Origin of the sequence: Henriciella marina (genome assembly GCF_027213945.1) — a bacterium.
GTDB lineage: Bacteria > Pseudomonadota > Alphaproteobacteria > Caulobacterales > Hyphomonadaceae > Henriciella > Henriciella marina_A.
This window is the reverse complement of the sequence record NZ_JAPWGW010000001.1, coordinates 39,454-62,052: the sequence shown is the minus strand read 5'-3', so window position 1 is coordinate 62,052 and position 22,599 is coordinate 39,454. Positions and strand designations below refer to the sequence as shown.

Annotated in this window: 24 protein-coding genes; 17 read left to right on the top strand and 7 right to left on the bottom strand. The window is 60.2% G+C overall.

The window, feature by feature from the left end:
• Nucleotides 1-7: 7 nt before the first annotated feature.
• The 3 genes from O4G74_RS00305 to O4G74_RS00295 all read right to left on the bottom strand — a co-directional run bounded on the left by O4G74_RS00305 (nt 8) and on the right by O4G74_RS00295 (nt 2,133).
• Complete coding sequence (locus O4G74_RS00305; protein ID WP_269400680.1) at nt 8-634, bottom strand: response regulator transcription factor; 627 nt, start codon at nt 632-634, stop codon at nt 8-10.
• Complete coding sequence (locus tag O4G74_RS00300) at nt 631-1,746, bottom strand: sensor histidine kinase (RefSeq protein ID WP_269400679.1); 1,116 nt, start codon at nt 1,744-1,746, stop codon at nt 631-633. The genes O4G74_RS00305 and O4G74_RS00300 overlap by 4 nt, the downstream gene beginning before the upstream one ends.
• A gap of 123 nt (nt 1,747-1,869) precedes the next feature.
• On the bottom strand, nt 1,870-2,133 hold the full coding sequence (locus tag O4G74_RS00295; protein WP_269400678.1) for a hypothetical protein: 264 nt from the start codon (nt 2,131-2,133) through the stop codon (nt 1,870-1,872).
• 278 nt (nt 2,134-2,411) lie between these two features.
• Here O4G74_RS00295 and ccoN point away from each other — a divergent pair, with 278 nt between their 5' ends.
• The 9 genes from ccoN to hemN all read left to right on the top strand — a co-directional run bounded on the left by ccoN (nt 2,412) and on the right by hemN (nt 11,573).
• Nucleotides 2,412-3,971 carry a cytochrome-c oxidase, cbb3-type subunit I gene (gene ccoN / locus O4G74_RS00290; protein ID WP_419715357.1) on the top strand — a complete coding sequence of 520 codons (1,560 nt, stop codon included), beginning with the start codon at nt 2,412-2,414 and terminating at the stop codon, nt 3,969-3,971.
• A gap of 14 nt (nt 3,972-3,985) precedes the next feature.
• On the top strand, nt 3,986-4,753 hold the full coding sequence (ccoO, locus tag O4G74_RS00285) for a cytochrome-c oxidase, cbb3-type subunit II (protein ID WP_269400676.1): 768 nt from the start codon (nt 3,986-3,988) through the stop codon (nt 4,751-4,753).
• 11 nt (nt 4,754-4,764) lie between these two features.
• On the top strand, nt 4,765-4,926 hold the full coding sequence (locus O4G74_RS00280) for a cbb3-type cytochrome c oxidase subunit 3 (RefSeq protein ID WP_269400675.1): 162 nt from the start codon (nt 4,765-4,767) through the stop codon (nt 4,924-4,926).
• Nucleotides 4,919-5,803, top strand: a complete 885-nt coding sequence (ccoP, locus tag O4G74_RS00275; RefSeq protein WP_269400674.1) for a cytochrome-c oxidase, cbb3-type subunit III — start codon at nt 4,919-4,921, stop codon at nt 5,801-5,803. The genes O4G74_RS00280 and ccoP overlap by 8 nt, the downstream gene beginning before the upstream one ends.
• 11 nt (nt 5,804-5,814) lie before the next feature.
• Complete coding sequence (ccoG, locus tag O4G74_RS00270) at nt 5,815-7,272, top strand: cytochrome c oxidase accessory protein CcoG (RefSeq protein WP_269400673.1); 1,458 nt, start codon at nt 5,815-5,817, stop codon at nt 7,270-7,272.
• Between the two features lie 3 nt (nt 7,273-7,275).
• Nucleotides 7,276-7,782: a FixH family protein gene (locus tag O4G74_RS00265; protein WP_269400672.1), complete on the top strand. Its 507-nt coding sequence runs from the start codon at nt 7,276-7,278 to the stop codon at nt 7,780-7,782.
• Nucleotides 7,779-9,989 carry a heavy metal translocating P-type ATPase gene (locus O4G74_RS00260; protein WP_269400671.1) on the top strand — a complete coding sequence of 737 codons (2,211 nt, stop codon included), beginning with the start codon at nt 7,779-7,781 and terminating at the stop codon, nt 9,987-9,989. The genes O4G74_RS00265 and O4G74_RS00260 overlap by 4 nt, the downstream gene beginning before the upstream one ends.
• Nucleotide 9,990: 1 nt before the next feature.
• On the top strand, nt 9,991-10,155 hold the full coding sequence (gene ccoS / locus O4G74_RS00255; protein ID WP_269400670.1) for a cbb3-type cytochrome oxidase assembly protein CcoS: 165 nt from the start codon (nt 9,991-9,993) through the stop codon (nt 10,153-10,155).
• A gap of 71 nt (nt 10,156-10,226) precedes the next feature.
• Nucleotides 10,227-11,573, top strand: coding sequence for an oxygen-independent coproporphyrinogen III oxidase (gene hemN, locus O4G74_RS00250; protein WP_269400669.1), 1,347 nt, complete (start codon nt 10,227-10,229; stop codon nt 11,571-11,573).
• 29 nt (nt 11,574-11,602) lie between these two features.
• Here hemN and O4G74_RS00245 read toward each other — a convergent pair whose 3' ends face one another.
• The 3 genes from O4G74_RS00245 to O4G74_RS00235 form a co-directional block, all read right to left on the bottom strand.
• Complete coding sequence (locus tag O4G74_RS00245) at nt 11,603-12,748, bottom strand: acyl-CoA dehydrogenase family protein (RefSeq protein WP_269400668.1); 1,146 nt, start codon at nt 12,746-12,748, stop codon at nt 11,603-11,605.
• A 244-nt stretch (nt 12,749-12,992) separates the two neighbouring features.
• Nucleotides 12,993-13,505, bottom strand: coding sequence for a curlin-associated protein (locus O4G74_RS00240; protein WP_119379788.1), 513 nt, complete (start codon nt 13,503-13,505; stop codon nt 12,993-12,995).
• A 230-nt stretch (nt 13,506-13,735) separates the two neighbouring features.
• A complete protein-coding gene (locus O4G74_RS00235) occupies nt 13,736-14,248 on the bottom strand; it encodes a curlin-associated protein (RefSeq protein WP_269400667.1) in 513 nt (170 codons plus the stop codon).
• Between the two features lie 217 nt (nt 14,249-14,465).
• Between O4G74_RS00235 and O4G74_RS00230 the strand changes: the two genes are divergently transcribed.
• From O4G74_RS00230 to O4G74_RS00205, 6 genes are read left to right on the top strand one after another with little or no spacing between them, the layout of a single operon-like run.
• Entirely contained in the window at nt 14,466-14,708 is a 243-nt protein-coding gene (locus O4G74_RS00230) for a hypothetical protein (RefSeq protein WP_269400666.1), read from the top strand.
• Nucleotides 14,705-14,977, top strand: coding sequence for a hypothetical protein (locus tag O4G74_RS00225; RefSeq protein WP_269400665.1), 273 nt, complete (start codon nt 14,705-14,707; stop codon nt 14,975-14,977). The genes O4G74_RS00230 and O4G74_RS00225 overlap by 4 nt, the downstream gene beginning before the upstream one ends.
• Nucleotides 14,970-16,667: an N-acyl-D-amino-acid deacylase family protein gene (locus tag O4G74_RS00220; protein ID WP_269400664.1), complete on the top strand. Its 1,698-nt coding sequence runs from the start codon at nt 14,970-14,972 to the stop codon at nt 16,665-16,667. The genes O4G74_RS00225 and O4G74_RS00220 overlap by 8 nt, the downstream gene beginning before the upstream one ends.
• Nucleotides 16,664-17,626: an alpha/beta fold hydrolase gene (locus O4G74_RS00215; RefSeq protein WP_269400663.1), complete on the top strand. Its 963-nt coding sequence runs from the start codon at nt 16,664-16,666 to the stop codon at nt 17,624-17,626. The genes O4G74_RS00220 and O4G74_RS00215 overlap by 4 nt, the downstream gene beginning before the upstream one ends.
• On the top strand, nt 17,623-19,143 hold the full coding sequence (locus tag O4G74_RS00210) for an FAD-dependent oxidoreductase (RefSeq protein ID WP_269400662.1): 1,521 nt from the start codon (nt 17,623-17,625) through the stop codon (nt 19,141-19,143). Before O4G74_RS00215 ends, O4G74_RS00210 begins: the two co-directional genes overlap by 4 nt.
• Complete coding sequence (locus O4G74_RS00205; protein WP_269400661.1) at nt 19,133-19,873, top strand: TetR/AcrR family transcriptional regulator; 741 nt, start codon at nt 19,133-19,135, stop codon at nt 19,871-19,873. The genes O4G74_RS00210 and O4G74_RS00205 overlap by 11 nt, the downstream gene beginning before the upstream one ends.
• 35 nt (nt 19,874-19,908) lie before the next feature.
• Here O4G74_RS00205 and O4G74_RS00200 read toward each other — a convergent pair whose 3' ends face one another.
• Complete coding sequence (locus O4G74_RS00200) at nt 19,909-20,175, bottom strand: hypothetical protein (protein WP_269400660.1); 267 nt, start codon at nt 20,173-20,175, stop codon at nt 19,909-19,911.
• Between the two features lie 147 nt (nt 20,176-20,322).
• Here O4G74_RS00200 and cls point away from each other — a divergent pair, with 147 nt between their 5' ends.
• Together cls and O4G74_RS00190 are read left to right on the top strand one after the other, a co-directional pair.
• Nucleotides 20,323-21,681 (top strand): cardiolipin synthase, encoded by a 1,359-nt coding sequence (gene cls / locus O4G74_RS00195; RefSeq protein WP_269400659.1) that lies wholly within the window; start codon nt 20,323-20,325, stop codon nt 21,679-21,681.
• Nucleotides 21,681-22,373 carry an endonuclease/exonuclease/phosphatase family protein gene (locus O4G74_RS00190; protein WP_269400658.1) on the top strand — a complete coding sequence of 231 codons (693 nt, stop codon included), beginning with the start codon at nt 21,681-21,683 and terminating at the stop codon, nt 22,371-22,373. Before cls ends, O4G74_RS00190 begins: the two co-directional genes overlap by 1 nt.
• The last annotated feature ends 226 nt before the right edge of the window (nt 22,374-22,599 follow it).

Sequence of the window (22,599 nt, the reverse complement as noted above, 5' to 3'; positions counted from 1 at the left end):
AGGCCGCCTAGCTGCTGGCGCCAAGGCCGGCGGCAAAGGCGATCCGAAGGGCCGCAGACAGACTGTCGACGCCGAGCTTGTCCATCATATTCGCGCGGTGGATCTCAACTGTGCGGGGGGAGATATCGAGCGAGTTCGCGATGCCTTTATTGGTCAATCCATCCACGAGACCGTTGAGGATATCGCGTTCGCGCGGGCTGAGATGGGCGAGCCGCTTTTCCGCTTCGGCCTTCTGGATCGCGCCCTGATGTAGGCTGTCGAGGTGTTCGACGCCCTCAGTGATCGCCTGGAGCAGGACCTGCTTTTCATATGGCTTTTCAACGAAATTGACCGCGCCAGCCTTCATGGCCTGAACGGCCACCGACACATCACCATGTCCTGTGAGGACAATGATCGGCATCTCGCAGCCGCGCTCATTCAATGCTTTCTGCACGGCGAGCCCGTTCATCTGCGGCATCTGGACATCCAGCAGAATGCAGCCCGATTCCAGCTCGTCGAGCTTTGCGAGGAAGCTTACCCCATCTGGATGGGTCTGCACGCGGTAGCCTGCAAGGCGCAGCATGAAGCTGGCTGAGTGACGGATAGCCTCATCATCATCGACGAGATGGACCAGCGGCTTTTCTGAATCAGTCATACCTCGGTTTCTACAGGTTCAAGCGTGAATGCGAAACGCGTGCCCGTGTCGCCTGCGGGCATCGCTTCGATAGTGCCGCCATGCGCTTCGACAATGGTGCGGCAGATGGAAAGCCCAAGGCCCATGCCGGTGGATTTGGAGCTGGCCAGCGGACGGAAGAGGTGTTCGGAAACTTCACGGTCTATTCCGGGACCGTTATCCTCAATTGAGACCAGCACCATGCCATTGCCGCCTATCGTGGCGCGAATATCGATCTTGGGTTCTACCTGAGGCGCGACGGCTTCAATGGCATTACGAACAATATTGATGACGACTTGCTGGATCTGGATCGGATCGATCATCACATGCGGTGTGCTTTCCGCCACGCTGACAGAAATAGCGCCCGACGCCGCGCTCATTTCCGTCTGGACGAGGGCGACCGCATCACCGAGCAGCGGAACAAGGTCTGTGGGCCTTTTCTCGACTTCACCGCGAGAGACATAGTCGCGCAGCTTACGGACGATCTGGCCTGCGCGGACAGATTGTTTGGCCGCTTCGCCGAGCGCTTCCTGCACCATTTTCATAGTCTCTTCGTCCGGCGCATCGAGCAGGTCACGGGCGGCTTCGAGGTAATTCGTCACGACGGTGAGCGGCTGGTTCAGCTCATGCGCGAGGGCGGAGGCCATTGTGCCGACGGAGCTCAGCCTCGAAAAATGCACGAGCTCGGCCTGTAAGGCCTTCATGCGCGTTTCATTGCGCCGCTGCTCGGTCAGGTCCCGCATGAATGCCGTGAAGAGATAATGGTCGCCAATCTTTGCCTCGCCGATCTTGAGATCAATTGGAAACAGAGAGCCGTCGGCGCGCCGTGCCGTAACTGTGCGGCCAATGCCGATAATCTGGCGCTCGCCGGTGCGAAGATAGCGCGAGATGTAACCGTCATGCTGCGACTTGTCGGTTGGCGACATGAGGATGCTGACATTGCGCCCAAGCAGTTGGTCAGCTTCGTAGCCAAACAGGGTCTCTGCTGCCTTGCTAACAGCAGTGACGATCCCGGCGTCGTTGATGACAACCATGGCATCCGGAACCGATTGAAGGATGGACCGGAAATGGTGATGGAGCGCGTCAACGTCCATCTCCGCCATATCGTAGATCTGGTCCCGACTTTTCAGTGTTCACACCCCTGACATCTGCATAACCGCAATGCGACAGGCAGGGCAGGGTGGTCAACAAGTAGCGTGAGGAGAGGTGCTGAATTGTCATGGGATGATGCGCGCGAGGCGCTGCACCAAAGTGCGAGCGTGCTGCAGGAACGGGCTGACGACCATGACGGCGATGCCGGACAGGAAAACCGGGCACCAGACGCAATGCATACCGAAAAAGCTGGATGTGCCGGGCGCCTGTCCTGACGACGAGCACCAGGCAAGTTGCAGCAGCTCAGTCCGCAGGTGATGCGACTGGACTTGCGGCCACGCGATCATCGCGATGGCCAGCCCGACGGTAAGTATAATGACACGGTTCATGCGGAGGCCTCCTGATGCCCGCAACCTACTGCGTCTGCGACAGGCTGGCCCATACGTATGAGCCCGTATACCGAACACTTCCGAGCTTCCGTAATCCCTCTGCCATGATGAGACAGCCGCCGCTTCCGGCGGGGTTTGAATGTTGAGGGGTAGGCAAATTGAGCACCAGCATCCTTAAAAGAGGGGCGAGGGACAGCAGCACCGGAATGGTGTCGGCTTTCCTTTGCGTTTTTGCTGTTCTGGCGATCCTGATCGCCGGCAATGCAGCAGATCACCTGATGGGCGTGCACGCGCTCCTGTTCTTTTCTGCGATCATCGCCTGGCTGGTGGGCATCGCACTCTGGGCAGGCAAGCTGGGCGACCGCGACCCCTTTGACGAGACGCAATATGAGGACACGCTGGTCAAGTTCGGCGTGGCTGCATCCATGTTCTGGAGCCTTGCTGGCTTGCTCGTTGGCGTGATCATCGCCTGCCAGCTGACCTGGCCAAATCTCTTCTATTTCGAGGAGCTTGGGTGGACGAATTTTGGTAGGCTCCGTCCGCTTCACACGTCCGCCGTGATCTTTGCCTTCGGCGGCAATGTCCTGCTCGCGACCAGTTTCCATGTGGTTCAGCGCACGACCCGCGCGCGCCTCTTTGGCGGCATGTGGCCGTGGTTCGTGTTCTGGGGCTACCAGCTCTTCATCGTGCTGGCCGCGACCGGCTACCTCATGGGGATCACCCAATCCAAGGAATATGCTGAACCTGAATGGTATGCTGACCTCTGGCTGACCATCGTCTGGGTCGCCTATCTGATCATCTTCCTCGGCACGCTGTGGAAGCGCAAAGAGCCCCACATTTACGTGGCGAACTGGTTCTACCTGTCTTTCATTGTGACCATCGCGATGCTGCACATCGTGAATAATCTCTCGCTGCCGGTCTCGCTCGGCTCGGCCAAAAGCTATCAGCTCTTCGCGGGGGTCCAGGATGCGCTGACCCAGTGGTGGTATGGCCACAACGCTGTCGGCTTCTTCCTGACGACCGGCTTCCTTGCGATCATGTATTATTACATCCCGAAGCGCGTTGACCGGCCGGTCTATTCCTACCGCCTGTCGATCGTGCACTTCTGGTCGCTGATCTTCATCTATATCTGGGCAGGTCCGCACCACCTGCACTACACCGCTCTTCCGCAGTGGGCGCAGACCCTCGGCATGACCTTCTCGATCATGCTGTGGATGCCAAGCTGGGGCGGCATGATCAACGGCGTGATGACCCTGTCGGGCGCCTGGGACAAGCTGCGCACCGACCCTGTGGTCCGCATGATGGTCGTCTCGCTCGCCTTCTATGGCATGTCGACCTTTGAAGGCCCGCTCATGTCAGTCCGGGCAGTGAACTCGCTCAGCCACTACACTGAATGGGGCATTGGCCATGTGCATTCCGGTGCACTCGGCTGGGTTGGCTTCATTTCCTTCGGGGCGCTCTACTGCCTCACCCAGTGGCTGTACAAGCGTAAGAGCCTCTACTCGGTCGCGCTTGTCGAATGGCACTTTTGGCTCGCGACGATCGGCATCGTCTTCTACATCGTGTCGATGTGGTTCGCGGGCATCATGGAAGGCCTGATGTGGCGTGCCTATAACGACTTCGGCTTCCTCGAATACAGCTTCGTGGAAACGGTCGAGGCCAAGCATATCAGCTACATCATCCGCATGGTGGGCGGCCTGCTCTATCTCAGCGGCGCGATGATCATGTCCTACAACCTGATCCGCACCGCGATGGGCCATGAACGCATCAACCAGCCCGCTGATGCAAATCCCGTAAGCCAACCGCCGGCAGCCGCTGAGCTGCAGCCGGCCGAATAGGAGCGTCGAGGACAATGGGACTGCTCAATAATCACGGCGTATTCGAACGCCACTCGCTTATCCTGACCATCGGCATCCTGATCACGGTCTCTATCGGCGGGCTCATACAGATGGCGCCACTCTTCTACATGGAGAACACCATCGAAAAGGTAGAGGGCATGCGCCCCTACACCCCGCTCGAAGTGGCCGGCCGCAACATCTATCTGCGCGAAGGCTGCTATGTCTGTCACAGCCAGATGGTGCGCCCGCTGCGCGACGAGGTGGAGCGCTATGGTCATTATTCGCTGGCAGCGGAATCGATGTACGATCACCCGTTCCAGTGGGGCTCGAAGCGGACGGGGCCAGACCTCGCTCGCGTCGGTGGCAAATACTCCGACGAATGGCATGTCGACCACCTGATCGACCCGCGTGCCTTGGTGCCGGAATCCATCATGCCGCCCTATGCCTTCCTGGCAGAAAAGTCGCTCGACTTCCGCCATATCCAGGATGACCTGAAGGCGCTTCGTGCGGTCGGCGTTCCCTATACCGACGAGATGATCGAGAATGCCAGCATGGACCTTCGGGCACAGGTGGATCCCGACATCTATTTCGATGAGCAGGACGCGCTGGTGGCTCGTTACACCGAAGCATCGGGCCGCGAAGGCACCGTCCAGATCCGTGACTTCGATCAGGACCCTGACCGTATCACCGAGATGGATGCACTGGTCGCCTACCTTCAGATGACCGGCACGCTGGTGGATTTCTCCACCTACGAAGCCGAAGACCTGATGAACGCGCGCTAGGGGGAAGCGAGATGTACGAGAAACTATCCAGCTTCGCCCAGACCGGCGGCCTGATCTACTTCGTGGCGATTTTTGGCGCCGTCCTGGCCTACGCGCTCTGGCCCAAGAACCAGAAGAAATTCGACAAGGCGGCAAGCCTTCCACTTTCAGACCGGGAGCCGGGCGATGAGTGAACACAATAAGGATATCGACCAGCCAACCGGCGTAGAGACGACGGGCCATGAATGGGATGGCATCAAGGAGCTCAACAATCCGCTCCCGCGCTGGTGGCTCTACATCTGGTACGCAACTATCGCCTTCTCGATTGGCTATATGGTTGTCATGCCAGCCATTCCTGCCCTGCCGGGCATGGGTACCAATACGCGCGGCCTTGCAGGCCAATCCGACCGGATCGCGGTGGCCGAACAGGTCGAAAGCCTCCGGACGCAGCGTAGCGCATCTGGTGCGGCTCTCCTCACAGCGAGCCTCGAAGAAATCGAAACCGATCGCGAATTACAGCAATTCGCGATGGCGTCCGGCGAAAGCGCTTTTGGCGACAATTGTGCGACCTGTCATGGTGCAGGCGGACGCGGCGCCAAGGGTTATCCAACGCTCGCCGACGATGCGTGGCTCTGGTCGGGTACGCTGGAAGGCATTCAGTACACCCTGCAGCACGGCATCCGGCATGAAGAAGATCCGGAAACGCGGTTCTCGCTCATGCCTGCCTTTGGCCGCGACCGGCTTCTTGAGCGCCAGGAGATCGACGATGTGGTCAACCATGTCCTGTCGCTGTCTGGCCGGGAGGTCGATGAGGCCGCCAGCAGCCGCGGCGCCGAGATCTTCGCCGCGCAGTGTGCGTCCTGCCATGGCGCGGATGGCGCGGGCGACCGGACGTTCGGTGCGCCGAACCTGACGGATGATATCTGGGTGTTCGGCAGCGAGTACCGCGATGTCTACAACAGTGTCTATAACGCCCGGAATGCGCACATGCCCGCCTGGGGCGAGCGACTGGACGAGGCGACCATCAAGTCGCTGGCGGTCTATGTCCACTCGCTCGGCGGGGGGGAGTAGGTCTTCAAGCCATGAGCCGCGTCACCCTCATAACGCCAAAGTCCCCACCACCGGCGCCCCCGCCGCAGGACCTCTATGCCAAGCGCAAGCAGATCTATCCGAAACTTGCCCACGGCAAGTTCCGGACGGTGAAATGGGTGGCCATGGCGGGGATGCTGGGCATCTATTACCTGGTGCCATGGCTGCGCTGGGACCGGGGGACTGGCGTGCCTGACCAGGCGGTGCTGGCTGACTTCGGGGGGGAGCGGTTCTTCTTCTTCGGGATCGAGATCTGGCCGCAGGAAGCCTATTATCTCGCAGGCCTGATGATCCTTGCTGCGCTTGGCCTCTTCCTCGTGACATCGCTGTTCGGGCGGGTCTGGTGCGGCTATGCCTGCCCGCAGACGGTGTGGACTGACCTCTATATCTGGGTCGAGCGGGCGTTTGAGGGTGACCGGGCGGCACGCATGCGGCTTGATGCGAAGCCCATGAGTTTCAACAAGGCTTGGCGGAAGGTCGGCAAGCATGCGGTCTGGCTGTTCATCGCCTTTGTGACGGGCGGTGCGTTCATCTTGTACTTCCATGATGCGCAGATGATTGCGCAGACCTTTTTCATCGGCGAAGCGCCGCTCTCGGCCTACTGGTTTGCGGCCATCCTGACCTTCACGACCTATGCGCTTGCCGGGACAATGCGTGAGCAAGTCTGTACCTATCTCTGCCCTTGGCCGCGGATCCAGGCCGCGCTCACCGATGAGCACGCCCTCAATGTCACCTATCGCTATGACCGGGGGGAACCGCGCGGGCCTCACCGCAAGGGTGAAAGCTGGGACGGGCGCGGCGACTGTATCGACTGCAAGCAGTGCGTACAGGTCTGCCCGATGGGGATCGATATCCGCGACGGGGCGCAGCTTGAATGCATACACTGCGCACTCTGCATCGATGCCTGCGACGAGATGATGAAGAAGGTCGACCGCCCGACCGGTCTGATTGCCTACGACACCGATGTCGCCGTCGCGCGGCGTGCGGCAGGTATGCCAACGCAATACCGCCTGATCCGTGCGCGGACCGTGCTCTACGCGGCGCTGATGGTCGCCATAGCCGCGCTCATGGCATGGGGACTGCTCAATCGCGGCACGTTTGAGGTTAACGTGCTGAAGGACCGTTCGCCGCCTTATGTGCGCCTGTCTGAGGGCGACATCCGCAATGGTTACACGCTGAAGCTGGTGAACAAGTCCGGCGAGGCCCGCGAAATGAGCCTTGAGGCCAATGGCATCGATGGGCTTGAACTAGAAGTGATCGGTCTTGAGGCGACAGAGGCGGGGCGCATGTTGTTGCCGGTCGCGGCGCACGGGGTGGACCGCTACCGCATTTTCGTGACCGTGCCGAAGGAAACCGCCGACGGGCGCGACCACTTCACCCTTCTTCTTCAGGACACAGCGACAGGCGAGCTCCATGGAAACCGCACGAGTTTCATGGCGCCGGGAGACTAGGACATGACAACAGCAACTCTTAACGACACTCCGCACGGGCGTCAGCTAAAGGGCTGGCACGTTCTCCTCATTATGCTCGCCTTTTTCGGCGTCATGTTCACCGTGAACGGCTTCTTTCTCTATTCGGCGATCACCAGCTTCCCCGGTGAGGATGTCGAAAAGTCCTATCTGCAAGGCCTAAGCTATAATGAGACGCTGGAAGCGCGCCGGGCGCAGGCCGAGCTTGGCTGGACAGTGCGGGCAGGCCTGTCTGGTGCCGACACGATTGCCGTCGAAGTCGCCGGCGCGGATGGTGCGCCTGTCGGCGGGCTCAACGTTGAGGCGAAGCTTCGCCGGCTGGCAACCGGTGCGCAGGACGTCACGGTGGCGCTGACCCCCGCGGGCAAGCCGGGTTTCTACAGCGCCAAGCTGGCCGGGCTCGATTCCGGTCAGTGGGAAATGATTGTCACTGCCACGAATGTTTCCGGTGAGGTCAAACTCGAAGCCCGCAAGGATGTGAGGGTGCCGTGACCGCTACGGGTAATCCCTCTGCAGGCTGCCCCAGCGGACTCGCACCCGCTGAACAGGCGCGTGCGAGCGACATCAGCGCGTTCGTCCGTCGCTCGCCTGAAGGCAATAGCCTGCAGCTGACTGTACGCGGCGCAAAATGTGCTGGCTGCCTCTCCAGGATCGAGAAGAGCGTGCAGGCCCTTCCCGGTGTGACGCAGGCGCGCCTCAACCTCTCCAATGGCCGGTTTGATGTGCGCTGGCGCGGCGACCTTTCGGCAAATGACGTCGCAGGGACGGTGTCCGCGCTCGGGTATGGTGTCGCCCCCTTCGCGCCCGACGCTGCAGACAGCGCGGACAAGATCGAGGAACGCAAGCTCCTTATCGCGATGGCGGTTGCAGCTTTTGCAGCCGCGAATGTGATGCTGCTCTCGGTGTCGATCTGGTCGGGTCATGGCGAGATGGGCGAGACGACCCGGCGGGTCCTGCATGCGATCTCTGGCGCCATTGCGCTTCCGGCCGCGCTCTTTTCGGGCCGCATTTTCTTCCAGTCGGCTTGGTCAGCGCTTCGCCGCGGCCATGCGAATATGGATGTGCCGATCTCGCTCGCCGTTCTGCTTGCCCTTGGCGTGAGTGTCGCAGAGACAATCCGAGGCGGCGAACATGCCTATTTCGATGCCGCCGTCATGCTGCTCTTCTTCCTGCTGATAGGCCGCTTCCTTGATACCCGCCTTCGCAGGCGAACCCATGCCGCCGCGCATGATCTCGCGGCGCTTCAGGCGCGAACAGTGACACGTCTGGACGGCACTGAAGCACGCTCTGTGCGTGCCGATGAGATCATTGCGGGAGACATCGTGCTGGTTGCGCCGGGTGAGCGCCTCACCGTCGATATCGACGTGCTGGAAGGTGTCAGCCAGGCTGATGAGAGCCTCGTCAGCGGTGAGAGCCTGCCGCGTGCCATCGCGCCTGGAGCGCGTCTCTTTGCGGGCTCAATCAATCTGACACAGCCGTTGCGTGGGCGCGCGATCTCGGCTGCGAGCGACTCTCTGCTCGCCGATATCGCGCGTATGCTGGAGGCAGGTGAGCAACGTCGTTCCAAGTATCGCCGCATCGCAGACAAGGCGGTCTCTCTCTATATTCCGCTGGTCCACACAACCGCTGCGCTGACCCTGATTGGCTGGCTTCTGACCGGGGCCGGCGTGCGTGAAGCGATCATGATCGCCGTCTCTACGCTCATTATCACCTGTCCCTGTGCGCTGGCGCTTGCCGCGCCTGTCGTGCAGGTGGTGGCCGCCGGTCGCCTGTTCCGCAAGGGTGTCTTCCTTCGCTCCGGCGATGCGCTTGAACGGATCGCAGAGTGCGATCACGTCGTCTTCGACAAGACCGGCACGCTGACCCTTGGGGAACCTGAGCTTGTTCGCAGTCCCCATGACCAGGACATGCTTCGGCGTGCTGCCCGCCTTGCGCGCGCCTCCCGCCATCCGCTGTCACGCGCGCTCGTCGCTGCGGCTGGCGCAGGAAGTGTCGCTGCCCATGTGAAGGAGCATCCGGGCCTTGGTCTTGAGGCTGAGATTGATGGTGTTCGTTGCCGTCTTGGGTCTGCCGAATGGGTCGGCGAGGGGACGTCGGCTGCCACGACCAGCCTGCAGCTCTGGTATGTTGAGGGTGATGGGGCCCCTCATCGCTTCCTGTTTGAGGATGCGATGCGCCCCGGCGCGGAAAACGTCGTAGAAACGCTTCGTCGCCGCGGCATTAGTGTCGAAATCCTGTCGGGCGACCGCCAGGAGGCGGTGGCCACGATTGCATCGGCGCTGTCGGTGGCGGATTGGCGCGCGGGCGCAAGCCCGGCCGACAAGGTTGAGCGACTGGAAAAGCTGCGCGCGGAAGGCCGCAAGGTTCTGATGATCGGCGACGGCCTCAATGACGCTGCTTCGCTTTCGCTGGCGCATGCCTCACTCGCGCCAGGCGGCGCCATGGATGTCAGCCAGTCTGCGAGTGACGGTGTCTACACAGGCACAGGCCTTGGCGCGATCTTGACTATAATCGACGCGTCGCGCCTTGCCCGCCGACGGATGGTGCAGAACTTCTCACTTGCTGCGGTCTATAACTTCATCGCGGTGCCGATTGCTGTGGCCGGTTTTGCCACGCCTCTCGTTGCTGCGATTGCAATGTCCGGCTCATCCATCATTGTGACGCTGAATGCGCTTCGCCCCGGCTGGAAGGGGGCCTGATATGGAAATGCTCGTCTTCCTTATTCCCGTTGCCTTGATGCTGGGACTGGTTGGACTTGTCAGCTTTATCTGGGCGGTGCGGGAAGGGCAGTTCGATGACCCGGACGGTGCTGCGGCCCGCATCCTGATCGATGAGGACCGCCCCGCTGAAGATCCCTGTAAGTAGGTCTACCTAAAGACGCTTGGCGCCTCTCTAGCTAATTTTCTGCCAATTCATCGAACAAGGGGTTGGCAGACATGAGTGACGACTGGATCGAGTTCGCTGGCGCGCAGGTACCTCGTTATACGAGCTATCCCACTGCAGTTGATTTCGATGAGTCGGTGAACGCTGAAACCGTAAAAACCTGGGTCTCCGGCATCGGTGCAGACGAAGGCCTGTCAGTCTATGTCCATATCCCGTTCTGCCGAAAGCTTTGCTGGTATTGCGGCTGCGCGACATCTGTCCCGAACGGCTATGACCGCATTGCTTCCTATTTCGATGTCCTTCTGAACGAGGTCGACCTCTGGTCGGCCCAGATTGGCGAGGGGGAGGTCCGTCATCTGCATTTTGGCGGGGGCACGCCCAACGCACTGTCGCCCGATGATTTTCGCCGCCTAATAAGCCATATCCGATCCAGATTTCGGGTCGCAGAAGAAGCGGAGTTTTCAGTTGAGCTCGACCCCCGTGTCCTGAGTGATGGCATGATTGAGGCAATGGCCGATAGCGGTGTAACGCGCGCCAGCCTCGGCATTCAGACGCTGAGCCTGCCGGTCCAGAAAGCGATCAACCGGATCCAGCCACGCTCAATGATCACCCGGCATATCGCATCGCTTCGCCGGGTCGGCATTCGGGCGCTGAATGCTGACCTCATGTATGGCCTGCCGCTTCAGACCGAAGCGGATGTCGCCGAGGCGGCCGACTACTGCGCTCAGACCGGTGTCAACCGCATTTCGGTCTTCGGCTACGCGCATGTACCGTGGTTTGCCAAACATCAGCGCGCCATCGCCGAGGCGGATCTGCCAGGACTTGCCGAACGTATGCGCCAGGCTGAAATCGCTGAACGCATTTTCGAAAAGGCAGGCTATGTGAGCATCGGCTTCGACCACTATGCCCTGCCAACCGACAGTCTTGCCATCGCAGCGGTCGAAGGGCGGCTGCGGCGTAATTTCCAAGGCTATACGGACGATCAGAGCCGCTACCTCATCGGCATCGGGCAGACGGCAATCTCAGGCTTCCCGCAAGGCTACGCTCAGGGCCAGAAGGGCCTGCTGGAATGGCGCAATAGCGTGCTGGACGGCGAACTGCCCATCGCTCGCGGCATTGCAAAGACGGGTAAGGACGAGATGCGCGCCTATGCGATCGAGAGGCTGCTTTGCGATCTCGAAATCGATCTAGGGGATGTGCTGCATCGTTTCGGTTACGATCGCCATGAGTTTGACGCCGCGCTGTCGCGTTTGCGCCAGCTTGAGGCGCACGAGCTCTGTATCATCGACGGTCTGAAAGTCCGCGTGCCTGAAAGCGCTCGTCTCCTCATCCGCAATGTGGCGGCCGCGCTGGATCCACGTCTCGTTCGGGCGGCCAAGCGTCACGCCATTGCGGGCTAGGCGCTTAGCGGCTTTTTAGTTTTCAGGGTTCAAGGGCAGCCAATTGCGCGGGCAAGGCTGTTGCGGTGGATTTCGCTCGTACCTGAATAGATCGTCGCGGCGCGTGTAAAGAAGTACTTCGCAAGCGCTTTTTCATCGTGCGGCGCAGCTTCGAGCGCGACCTCGGTGATTTCCTGATGTAGCTCGCTGGCGCGCAGTTTCATCATCGCTGAGCGGGAAGCGTCATTGAGCTGGTCGTGTTCTTTCGAAAGCCTCGCCTCCAGCGCCTCGAATCCGGTGATGTCGGCCTCAACCAGGTCCAGGCGGCGCTTGAGGTAGGGCTCATTCGCTGCAGCAGCCACAAACCGTGCTGCAGCGCGCCAGGCCTGTCTCAGCGTTCCTGTGGTCGTGTTGTTTGAGCGGGCGATCTTCATCAGGACCCGCGCGATGCGCCAGCCATCGCCTGCCTTGCCGAGTGCCGCGCTCGAAGGCGCCTTCACATTGTCGAAATGGACTTCGCAAATCTCGTCCGAGCCGTCGATACATTGGATCGGACGGACTTTGATGCCGGGCAGCGACATGTCGAGCAGGAGGAAGACAAGCCCGTCGCGGCCGATTGAGCCCGGCTCGCTGCGGGCCAGCATGTACATATGCGTCGCCATCTCGGCGAAGCTCGTCCAGAGCTTAGTGCCATTCAGCAGGAAATGGTCGCCGATGAGCTCTGCCTTCATCGAGAGTGCAGGGAGGTCTGATCCGGCGCCAGCCTCGGAAAAACCCTGACACCATTCATGCTCGCCGGTCAGAATGCGGGGAAGGTAATATGTCTGCTGTTCAGCTGTGCCTTCCTGCATCAAGAGAGGGCCGATGGTGCGGATGCCGGACGACATGATGAGGGGCGCGTCATTCGCGGCGCAAGCCTGTTCAAAATAGAGCCGCTGCGCCGTGGACCACCCCGCGCCGCCATGAGCTCTTGGCCAGCTAGGCGCGAGCCACCTCTTGTCTAACAGTTTCTGTCGCCACGCCTTACAGGCCCAGGAGGGTGATTTGAGACCGGTCGTCGCGCGCCCGGCCTCCTTGAGGTCGGGTGTCAGTTCACGTGCAAGAAAGCGATCAACTTCGCGCTTGAATGCTTCTGACGGGAACTGGGCGTCGATGGCATCCGGCGCCCCGAAGTCGTGAGAGAATGATCCATCCATGGCCTCGCGCCCTCTTGCTGCCTGGCACAGCAGCAAACGCGTCAAACAGTCGGCAGCCAATGAGGAACACTACCTAGCGCGGCGCGAAGCTGGATGCCGGGCGAAGAAAACCCCTCCGCCGACCTGGCGAAGGGGTTGATTGTACTGTTGGACTTGTCGGCTCTATTCGCCGCATGTCATCGGTCAGTCCTTGAAAAGAAGGCCGAGAGCGAAGTGCGCTCCCGGCCGATTGCTGACTTGGTGGTTAGTGGTCGCCCTGGATGACGAGGGTCACATTGCCCCGGCCGGACTGGCGAACATTTGCGTGCTGGCCTTCGCCAACCTGGATGACGCCGAGGCCGTTATATGCGCCGGTCTGCGTGGTGACAGCGGTGTGGCCGTTACCGATCTGGGCAACGCCAGTCGTGCTGGCATAGGCGTTCTGATAGGTGTCGGCGTAATTGTAGGCACCGTTCTGGCCGACGACGGTAGAGTTGCGGCGGCCATGCTGGGCGAGGACCGCATCATTGCTTCTGCCATACTGGCCAACGGTCGCGCCATTGCGAGCGCCGTTCTGATAGGTGCTGATGAACTGGCCATAGCCATTCTGGCGGACCGAAAGCGACTGCTGGTAGCCGGTCTGACGGCCTGCAATCTCATTTGAATAGCCCGACTGTTTGATGCGGACGTTGTTACGCGACTGTGCGTCAGCGGTCGAAACAGTGGCGGCGATGGAGACAACGCTGAGCGATGCGGCGAGAAGAATACGGAGGTTCATGTTCAGGTCCTTTCAGGGTCTAGTGTACGCGATGACCGCGTCACAGGATCCTGTTTAGGAAGCCCCCACTTAACCAAAACGGAGTGTGTCGTTCACCTTCCGCTCACCGATTTGAATGCCGGTGAGACGCGTCGATCTGGGTGAGGCTTCGGGCGGATACAAAAGCAAAAAGCAGGAGAGGCGTCCGGGCCTTTCCTGCTTTGTCTGGTGGTTTGATACCCGGTGCCTGTTCAGAATCCACCCTGGATGACGAGCTTTACTTCTCCGCTTCGTGTCTGGGTGACATTCGTCGTCTGACCATTGCCAACCTGAATGACGCCCAGCGCGCTGTAGGAGCCAGTCTGGGTCGTCAGCGCCGTATTGTTTGATCCCATCTGGGCGATCCCGGTGATATTGTTACTGCCGGACTGGTAGGTGTTCGACCGGTTATAGGCGCCGAGTTGTCCAAGGAACGACCGGTTGCGCCATCCATCCTGCGTCAGGCCGGCTTCGTTTCGCTTTCCATACTGACGTATTGCGGCGACTGCATGCGCCCCACTTTGGGCTGCCTGAATGTACTGCTCATAGCCATCCTGCTTCACCGATAGGGACACCTGATAGCCACTCTGGCGGCCTGCAAACTGATTATTCATGCCGGATTGTTCGATGCGGATCTGGCTGCGCGGTTGCGCATCGGCGACCGGTGCGGCGGCGGCAACAGAGACAAGGCTGGCGGACGCGGCGAGGAGAAGACGGAGTTTCATTTTCAGTTTTCCTTTCAGGGTCGAAGGCGCGAGAGCGACGCCCACTGAGCCTTGTCTAGGACCGCTGCACTTAACCAAGCCGGACCTCGCCGTTCAGGCTGCGGTCACGTCGCCAGTCCGGGATCCCTCCTGTCCTGGCGGGTCAGTCGCGGTGAAAACGCTTGTGAGAAATATCAGAACATGTTCTAATTTTGTGGAAACAGGACGGGAGCGAAACATGACTGATGCCAACCTATCGGTTGTCCGCAAATTTATTCGGCCGCAGACTGGCGATAGCTGGGCGACGATTGCCGAGCGGGAATTGCCGAAGCTGAAGACTGACGAGGGCGTCTCCAGCCTGCAGAGCTGGAACCTTCACGTCTACATGCGCGCACCGGCCCCGGAAGGCAGCCCGCGCGCCGGCAATCCGATCCTGCCGAGCGACGTGATCTTCATCGAGCCACCCATGGCAGCCGCATGAACAGCGCAATCATCAAGCACGTCCAGATCGCCGCCGCCCATGATGGTATCGCGGAGCTGATTGTGACGCTCGCCTTCGAGAATGGCGGGCAGTCTCTCGTGACGCTTGATGAGTACGCGACAAGCCAACTGATGAAGTCGACCGGCGCAGACCAGCCGGAAGACCTGACCGGCACCGGGTGGGAGCATGTGCGCGACGCACTCGCCGCCTCTTCGGCCCGATATCTCAACGAACAAAGACAAGACCAGAGGGAAACGCCCCATGTATGATCTCATTATCCGCAACGGCACGGTCGTCGATGGCTCCGGCCTGCCAGGCTATCAGGCCGACGTTGCCGTCAAAGGCAATCGTATCGCCAAGATTGGCAAGATTGCTGAAACCGCTGACAAGGAAGTCGACGCATCCGGCAAGGTCGTCGCACCTGGCTTCATTGATCCGCACACCCACTTCGATGCCCAGCTTCTCTGGGATGGCGCCGCGAAGCCGGCCCTGTCACATGGTGTCACGACGATCGTTCCGGGCAATTGCTCCCTCTCGCTGGCGCCTTTGAAAGCTGACCACCGCATGCGCCTGGTCGGCATGTTCAACCAGATTGAGGAAATGCCCTACAAGGCTTTCCGCGAAGGTGTCGTCTGGGACTGGGAGACCTTCTCTGAATATATCACGCGCATCCGCAAGGGCCTCGCGATCAACGTTGCGCCACTTGTGGGTCACAGCGTCATTCGCCTATGGGTAATGAATGATGCCGCCACAGAGCGCACGGCGACAGATGGGGAAATCGCGCAGATGCAGGACGTCCTGCGCGAATGTCTCAACGCTGGCGCAGCGGGCCTTTCCACCAGCTATGTCGACATGGATGAGACGCTACAGCCCGTGCCAAGCCGTTATGCCGACGCGCGCGAAGTCGATGCGCTTGCCGCCGTTCTAGGTGAGTATGGCCGCATGCTGCAGATCGTTCCGGAATTTTACGACCCGGACCTCACGATTGCGCGGCTTGATCAACTCGCAGAGTTGTCGATCAAGTATCAGATCCCAACGACCTTCTCGCCGCTCTTCGTGAATGCGGATAATGTGGACGCGGTCGACAGGGTGATGAAGCGCGTTGATGAGCAGTTTGCCCGTGGCGCTCGTGTCTGGCCGCAGGTGCAGACCCGCCCGATCGACATCTCTTTCTCTTTTGCCGTACCGAGCCTCCTCTTCATCCGCTACTCGAACTGGTACCGGATCATGCGCTTCGGCACCCCGGTGGAAATCAAGGCACACTTCGCCGATCCTGAGAACAGAAAGGCGCGGGCCGCTGAGGTCGCCGACGCAAAAGGTCTCTGGGAAAAGCTTGTCCTTCGCCAGGTTAAAACCGAGGCAAACCAGAAATATGTGGGCCAGACCCTCGCGGGCATCGCCGCTGACCGGGGTGTCACGCCGGTAGAGGCCATGATCGACATTTCAGTCGAAGAGGATCTGGAGGCGCACTTCCTTGCTGCCGACATGGGCCATAATGACGATGAGAAAGTCGTCAGCCTGCTCAAGCATCCGCGAGTGCATATCGGGGCCAGCGATGGCGGGGCGCACATCCTGTCCTTCTCGACATATGGCGACACGGGCTACCTGTTCGCGCATTTCGTCCGCGACCTGAAGACCATGCGGCTCGAGGATGCGGTGAAGAAGATCACCTCTGACACGGCGTCGATCTGGGGCATTCCTGAACGCGGCCTTTTACAGTCTGGCTACATCGCCGATATAGCCGTTTTTGACCCGCAGACAGTCAATCGCGGCGTGGAAAAGTTTGTTCAGGACGTGCCGGGCGATGGTAGCCGCTATGTGCGCGAATCCCACGGCGTCGACACGGTGATCGTAAGCGGTGGCATCGCATGGTCGGCCAAGGGTGGCTATCAGGAAGCGCGCGGCGCTGTCCTGCCGGGCGAGACGTCCCGGCAGCCTGAACTGGTCGCAGCCGAATGAGCTGGCCGGGAGTGAGTGAGCGCCGGATCGCAACGAATGGCATAGAGCTAAACATTGCAGAAGCAGGGGAGGGGCCTCTCGTCCTGCTCCTGCATGGCTTTCCGGAGTCGTGGTATTCCTGGCGCCACCAGTTCAAGGCGATTGCGGAAGCTGGCTACCATGTCGTGGCACCGGACATGCGCGGTTATGGCAAGTCCGACAAGCCGCATGAGATCGAGGCCTATAACCAAGTCGAGGTCCGCAAGGACATTATCGGCCTGATCCCCGCGCTGGGGTATGACCAAGCGATCGTCATCGGCCACGACTGGGGCGCGCCGACAGCCTGGGCGACGGCGCTACATCATCCCGACAAGGTGCGGGCGGTTGGGGCGCTATCGGTGCCCTTCATGCCGCGCTCTCCGGTCCAGCCGATGCCGGCCATGCGGGAAATGTTCAAGGGCCAGTTCTTCTACCAGCTCTACTTCTTTGAGCCGGGCGTGGCCGAGGCTGAGTTTGAAGCCGACATTCGCACCGCCCTGAAAAAATTCATGGTGCTTGCAGGCGGTGAGACTGATTTGACCCAGCTACCGGTTAAGGGCCCAGAGGACGACATGTTCTCCGGCTTGCCCAACCCGGACAAACTTCCGGGCTGGTTGAGCGAGGAAGACCTCGATTTCTATGCGGCCGAGTTCACCCGCTCGGGCATGCGTGGGCCGCTTAACTATTACCGTAATCATGACCTGGCGTGGAAGCTCACCGAAGGCGCGCCGGAACACATTGACCAGCCCGCCTTCTTTCTGGGCGGCGCAAATGATGGCGTCATCATGATGGCCGCCGAAGCCTATCAGGCGATGCCGACCTATGTGCGCGACCTGCGCATCAATGAGCTCATTCCTGGAATTGGCCACTGGACGCAGCAGGAAGCACCGGAAAAGACCAATGAGGTCATTCTTCGCTTCCTGAAGGAGGTAGATGGATGACAGAGACAGTCCTCGTCATTGGTGCTGGTATTGGCGGGCTCTGTACCGCGCTGTCGCTCGCGCCAACCGGCCGCCAGATCACCATACTGGAGCGGGACCAGCCACCGCCTGCTGATGATCCGGACGTCGTATTCCTCGACTGGCACCGGCGCGGGGCGGGCCATGTCCGTCAGAGCCATGCCTTTCTTGCCCGTCTTCGCAACATCATCAAGCAGCACCATCCAGAGCTACTTCAGGAGCTGAAAGCCCTCGGTACGCGCGATCTCACCTTCGACATGATGCTGACCGAGCAGCAGCGTGAGCTCTATGAGCCGCTGCCTGAGGATGCAGACCTCACCATTATCACCAGTCGCCGAACGACGCTTGAGCTGGCCATTCGCCGCTATGTCGACGGGCTGGAGAATGTCACGATCCGGTCCGGCTTTTTCGTGCGCAAACTGACCACGCAGTCGGGCGAAGGCAGCGTCATTGAGGTCAACGGTGTAAGCGGAGCAGAGAATAATGAGCCAGTGGTTCTGTCTGCAGACATTATCGTCGATGCAAGCGGCAAATCGGGCTTTCTGATCCAGCAGCTGATGGATGAAGGCGCGGCAATTGGGGAGGAGAGCGAAACGGCGGGTATCCTCTACTTCACTCGCCACTATCGGCTACGCCCCGGGCAGGAAGAGCCCTCGCGGGCCGAAAACCCGCCAGCTAGCGGTGACCTTGGTTATATCAAGTTTGGCGTCTTCCCCGGTGACAATGGCTACTTTTCGGTGACGGTTTCGGTGCCCGAAGTCGAACTTGAGCTTCGCAAGGCCATCATGAATCCGGACGTATTCCACGCGATCACGCTTCAGCTTCCGGGCGTTGAGCCATGGACCGATGCGGCCCGGTCCGAGCCGCGCGGCAAGGTTCACGGTATGGGTGACCTGCACAGCCGTTGGCGCGACATGGTCGTTGATGAGAAACCGGCAACGCGTAATTACTATCCGCTTGGAGACACGCTGGTGCGCACGAACCCGCTCTATGGGCGTGGCTGCTCCTTTGCCGCGGTCAGCGCAGAAATGCTACGTGAAACGCTTGAAGAAACGTCTGACGCGAGCGAGCGGCAACGCGTTTATCATGGCAAGCTGCGCACAGAACTTCGACCTTACTATATGAACCAGCGCGCCCAGGACCGCTCCGCCATCAAACGGGCTGAAGCTGCTTTAACACGAGGCTATAAGAAGAGCTGGCGCGGCAAACTGGTGGAGAGCTTCTTTGACGATGGCGTGCGGATCGCGTTGCGCTCTGACGTGGACCTTCTTCGTCAGGCCATGCGCGGCTTTCATATGCTGGAACATCCAAACAAATGGCTCGGCAAACCAGCCAATCTGGGGCGGGTTCTCTGGTGTTGGGCGCGCGGCAGGAAGCGGAATGCGGCCGCCTATCCGCCAAAGCTGGGGCCGGAGCGAGATCAGATGATGCTGGCGCTCAACCTCGACCCGAAAGCCGATATGCGGCAGACCTCCGTTGAGGCTGAACTTGCGGCCTGAGAGAGCGGCAGGGAAGGGCCTTGAAACCGTGGAAGACTTGGGCAAGCGCGAGCAGGCCAAGGCTCGTCGGCGCAGCGATATCGTGCGCGCTGCACGCGACCTGATCCGTGAAACAGGCGAGACGGATCTATCCATGCGTACGCTGGCGCAGCGCGCGGGCGTCAGCCTGTCCACACCCTACAATCTGTTCGGATCAAAACGCGCTGTGGTGCTCGCCGTGCTCGAGGATGAGCGTGACTTCGCTGAACGTTTCCGCAAGCTCGATAGTGGTAACAGCATCGACCGTATCTTCGGCGCGCACGACTTGGCTTTCAGCTATTACACGAGTGACCCGGAGTTCTATCGCACGCTGTGGCGTGCGCTTCTGACCACGTCGGGCCAGGACGATACCGGGCTCGCGACGCCAGAGCGGCTTGCCCAGACGCGTGCAATCTGGCTGGGGCTCGTGCGCAATGCGGTGAATGATGGCTACCTCGCAAGCAACATACCGGCCGATCTGATCATGCAGTCCATGGCGCATGTAACGGGCGGCGCGCTTCTCTCCTGGGCTGTCGGCAGCCTGTCGACCTTCGCCCTGACAGCGACGGTTGGTGTCGGCTATGCGCTTTGTCTGAAAGGATCCGCAACGCCGCAGGGACGTGAGCTATTGCAAGCTCGGATCGAGGCCTATCAGTCGCAGCTTTCGAAAGCAGGCCCGAAGGTAAACGAACGCGCGCCTGAGACGATGTAACTCTTGATGCCGCCATCAGTTCGTGCGCGCCCAGCCTAGATGTTCGTGTCTGCGGCGAGCCGTTCCGCAAGTTTCTCGCAGTTTTGGGTTATTGCTTTCCGGTCCTGGTGGCTCTGGAGACCAGTTGGTGCCAGCCATGAGACGCCGACGGCAATGACGTTCGGAAGGGCAAGATACTCACTGACATTGTCCAGCGTGATGCCACCACTCGGCATCAGTTTGAGCTCAGCGAGCGGTGCCTGAAGGGCCGCAATATACTTAGGCCCGCCCAGCAGGAACGCTACAAGAGCCTGGGCCGCCACGCGTCTCCGTGGATCATGCCGCGGACATAGGAGTGGTCGGTACGTGCGGCTCAAGCGAAGTTCTTCTGGCAATACCCTTCCTTGCCTTCGATCGTGGAAATTCGTATCCCCGGTGCTGGGCGCTGATCACACGGACAGGACGTGACGATGATTGGTCTAGGCATTGGTTTGCAGGCCGTGCTCGTGCTTGTTGGCATCTTGGTAGCTCGCGCCGCGATCACCACTGCGAGAACGCCGCAAGGTGCAGCAGCCTGGGTCGTGTTCCTCGTTTCTTTTCCGCTTCTGGCATTACCGGCCTTCGCGGTATTTGGCAGCGTCTCCCGTCTGTCGTTCGGGAGGGCGGGACACGATGTACAGGCGCTCGCAAAACCCGAACAGGGGCGGCTCGACAGTTTCGCCAACCTTGCCGCGAACCCGCCGACCGATGGCAATACAGTCAAGCTTCTTGTGGACGGTCAGGCGACATTTGATGCAATTTTCGCCGCCATAGACGCGGCAGAGCGCGAGATACTTGTCCAGTTTTACATTATTCGCTCCGACGCCATCGGCCACAATCTTAGGGAGCGCTTGATTCAGGCGGCAAAGCGCGGAGTTGAAGTCCGCATACTTTGCGACATGGTCGGCTCATTGTTCCTTGGGTTCAGCTATGTCCGCGCCCTTCAGGCCGCAGGCATTGAAATACACGGCATTCCGGGCCCACATCGCGCGCTGGGCCGCATCGGCGTGAATTTCCGCAATCATCGCAAGGCAGTGGTAATCGACGGTTCGCTCGGGTTTACCGGGGGGATCAATGTCGGAAATGAATATATCGATGGGGGAAAGAAGTTCGAATCCTGGCGTGACACGCACCTCAGCATCAAAGGCCCGATGGTGGCGCAGCTGCGCGATATCTTCGCGTTCGATTGGGAGGCGGTGACAGGCAGGAAGCTACCATTTCTCCAATCTGCCGCCCCGCCAGACGTTGATGGCCCTCAGCGCGGCCTCATGATGGGCTTCGGGCCAACCGACAGGCTCGAACGTGGCAGCCTGCTACTCTGCGGGCTTGTCAATCTCGCACGTCACAGGCTCTGGATCGCGACGCCCTATCTCGTGCCGCATACTGATCTGTTGACGGCGCTTCAGCTGGCTTCATTGCGCGGCGTCGAGGTGCGCATCCTTATCCCGGAGCCCTCTGACAACATCATAGCCTGGTATGCATCGCGCAATGCCGCGCGCGGCCTGAAGGAAGCGGGCGTTCAGATTTGTGCCTACCAGCCGGGATTCATGCATTCCAAGGTCATGCTGATTGACGACGATATCGCGTCGGTCGGCACGGTTAATCTTGATATCCGCTCGGCCCTGCTGAACTTCGAACAGACTGCGCTGATTGAGGACCGGTCCTTTGCGCTCGATGTTGAGACCATGCTGGAAGACGACTTTTCAAAGTCGCGCCCGGTCGCGGTTCCAGGGCCCTGGCATGTCCGATTACTGGCCCCGGTTGCCCGGCTGTTTGGTCCACTCCTCTGATGCAGCGCCTCCGGATCGTCAGCTGGAATATTCGCAAGGCCGTCGGGCTTGATTGGCGCCGCGAGCCTGAGCGCGTCCTGCGCGTGCTCAAAGGGCTCGAACCCGATATCGTGCTAATGCAGGAAAGCGACAAACGTCTGCCACCCCGCCCGCCGGCCCTGCCCCTTGATCTCGTGCGGCGGGCAGGATGGACCGCCATCGACGCCGATCCCGATACCCCCTCGATTGGCCACCACGGCAATGCGATCCTGTTAAGGCCAGATCTGACACTGCAGACGATGACCGCGCTTGATCTGCCAGGACTGGAGCCGCGCGGCGCGATACTGGCGACAGTGACCAGACCTGGGCTGAGCCTGACCTTGGGCGCTCTTCATCTTGGATTGCGACGACGAGACCGCCTGGCCCAGATGGCGCATGTTCTCGACGCCGCGCATCAGTTTGACGGGCCGATCATGCTTGGCGGCGATCTGAACGAATGGCGTAATACTAAAAGTCTTCTGCCGTCGGGATCAAACTGGACCGAAATCGCGCCCGGTCCTTCCTTTCACGCATCAGCGCCGCGCTTCAACCTGGACCGGTTCGTCATCAATGAACCGGTGACCATCGGGGGCCATGGCGTGGTGTCGAGACAAGCAGCAGAGCGCGCTTCTGACCATCTGCCGATCTGGATGGATATTGAACTAAACGACTAACCAATGCCAGGGAACGGGTTCGAGGGTACTTGAAAAGACTGGTCGGACCGCGCCATCCGCTCAAGCAACCATAAACCAGCGCCTTGCGAGAACTGCCGCGTCGCGCCTCTGCTTGATCGTCGATTGACACGGCGGTGAGAACAGGGCGGCCGGGATATAACACATCAAGTGAAGTTCCCCTGGCAATCCCTTCGGCAGAAATAGCGCGGCTGATCGGGGATTTCCT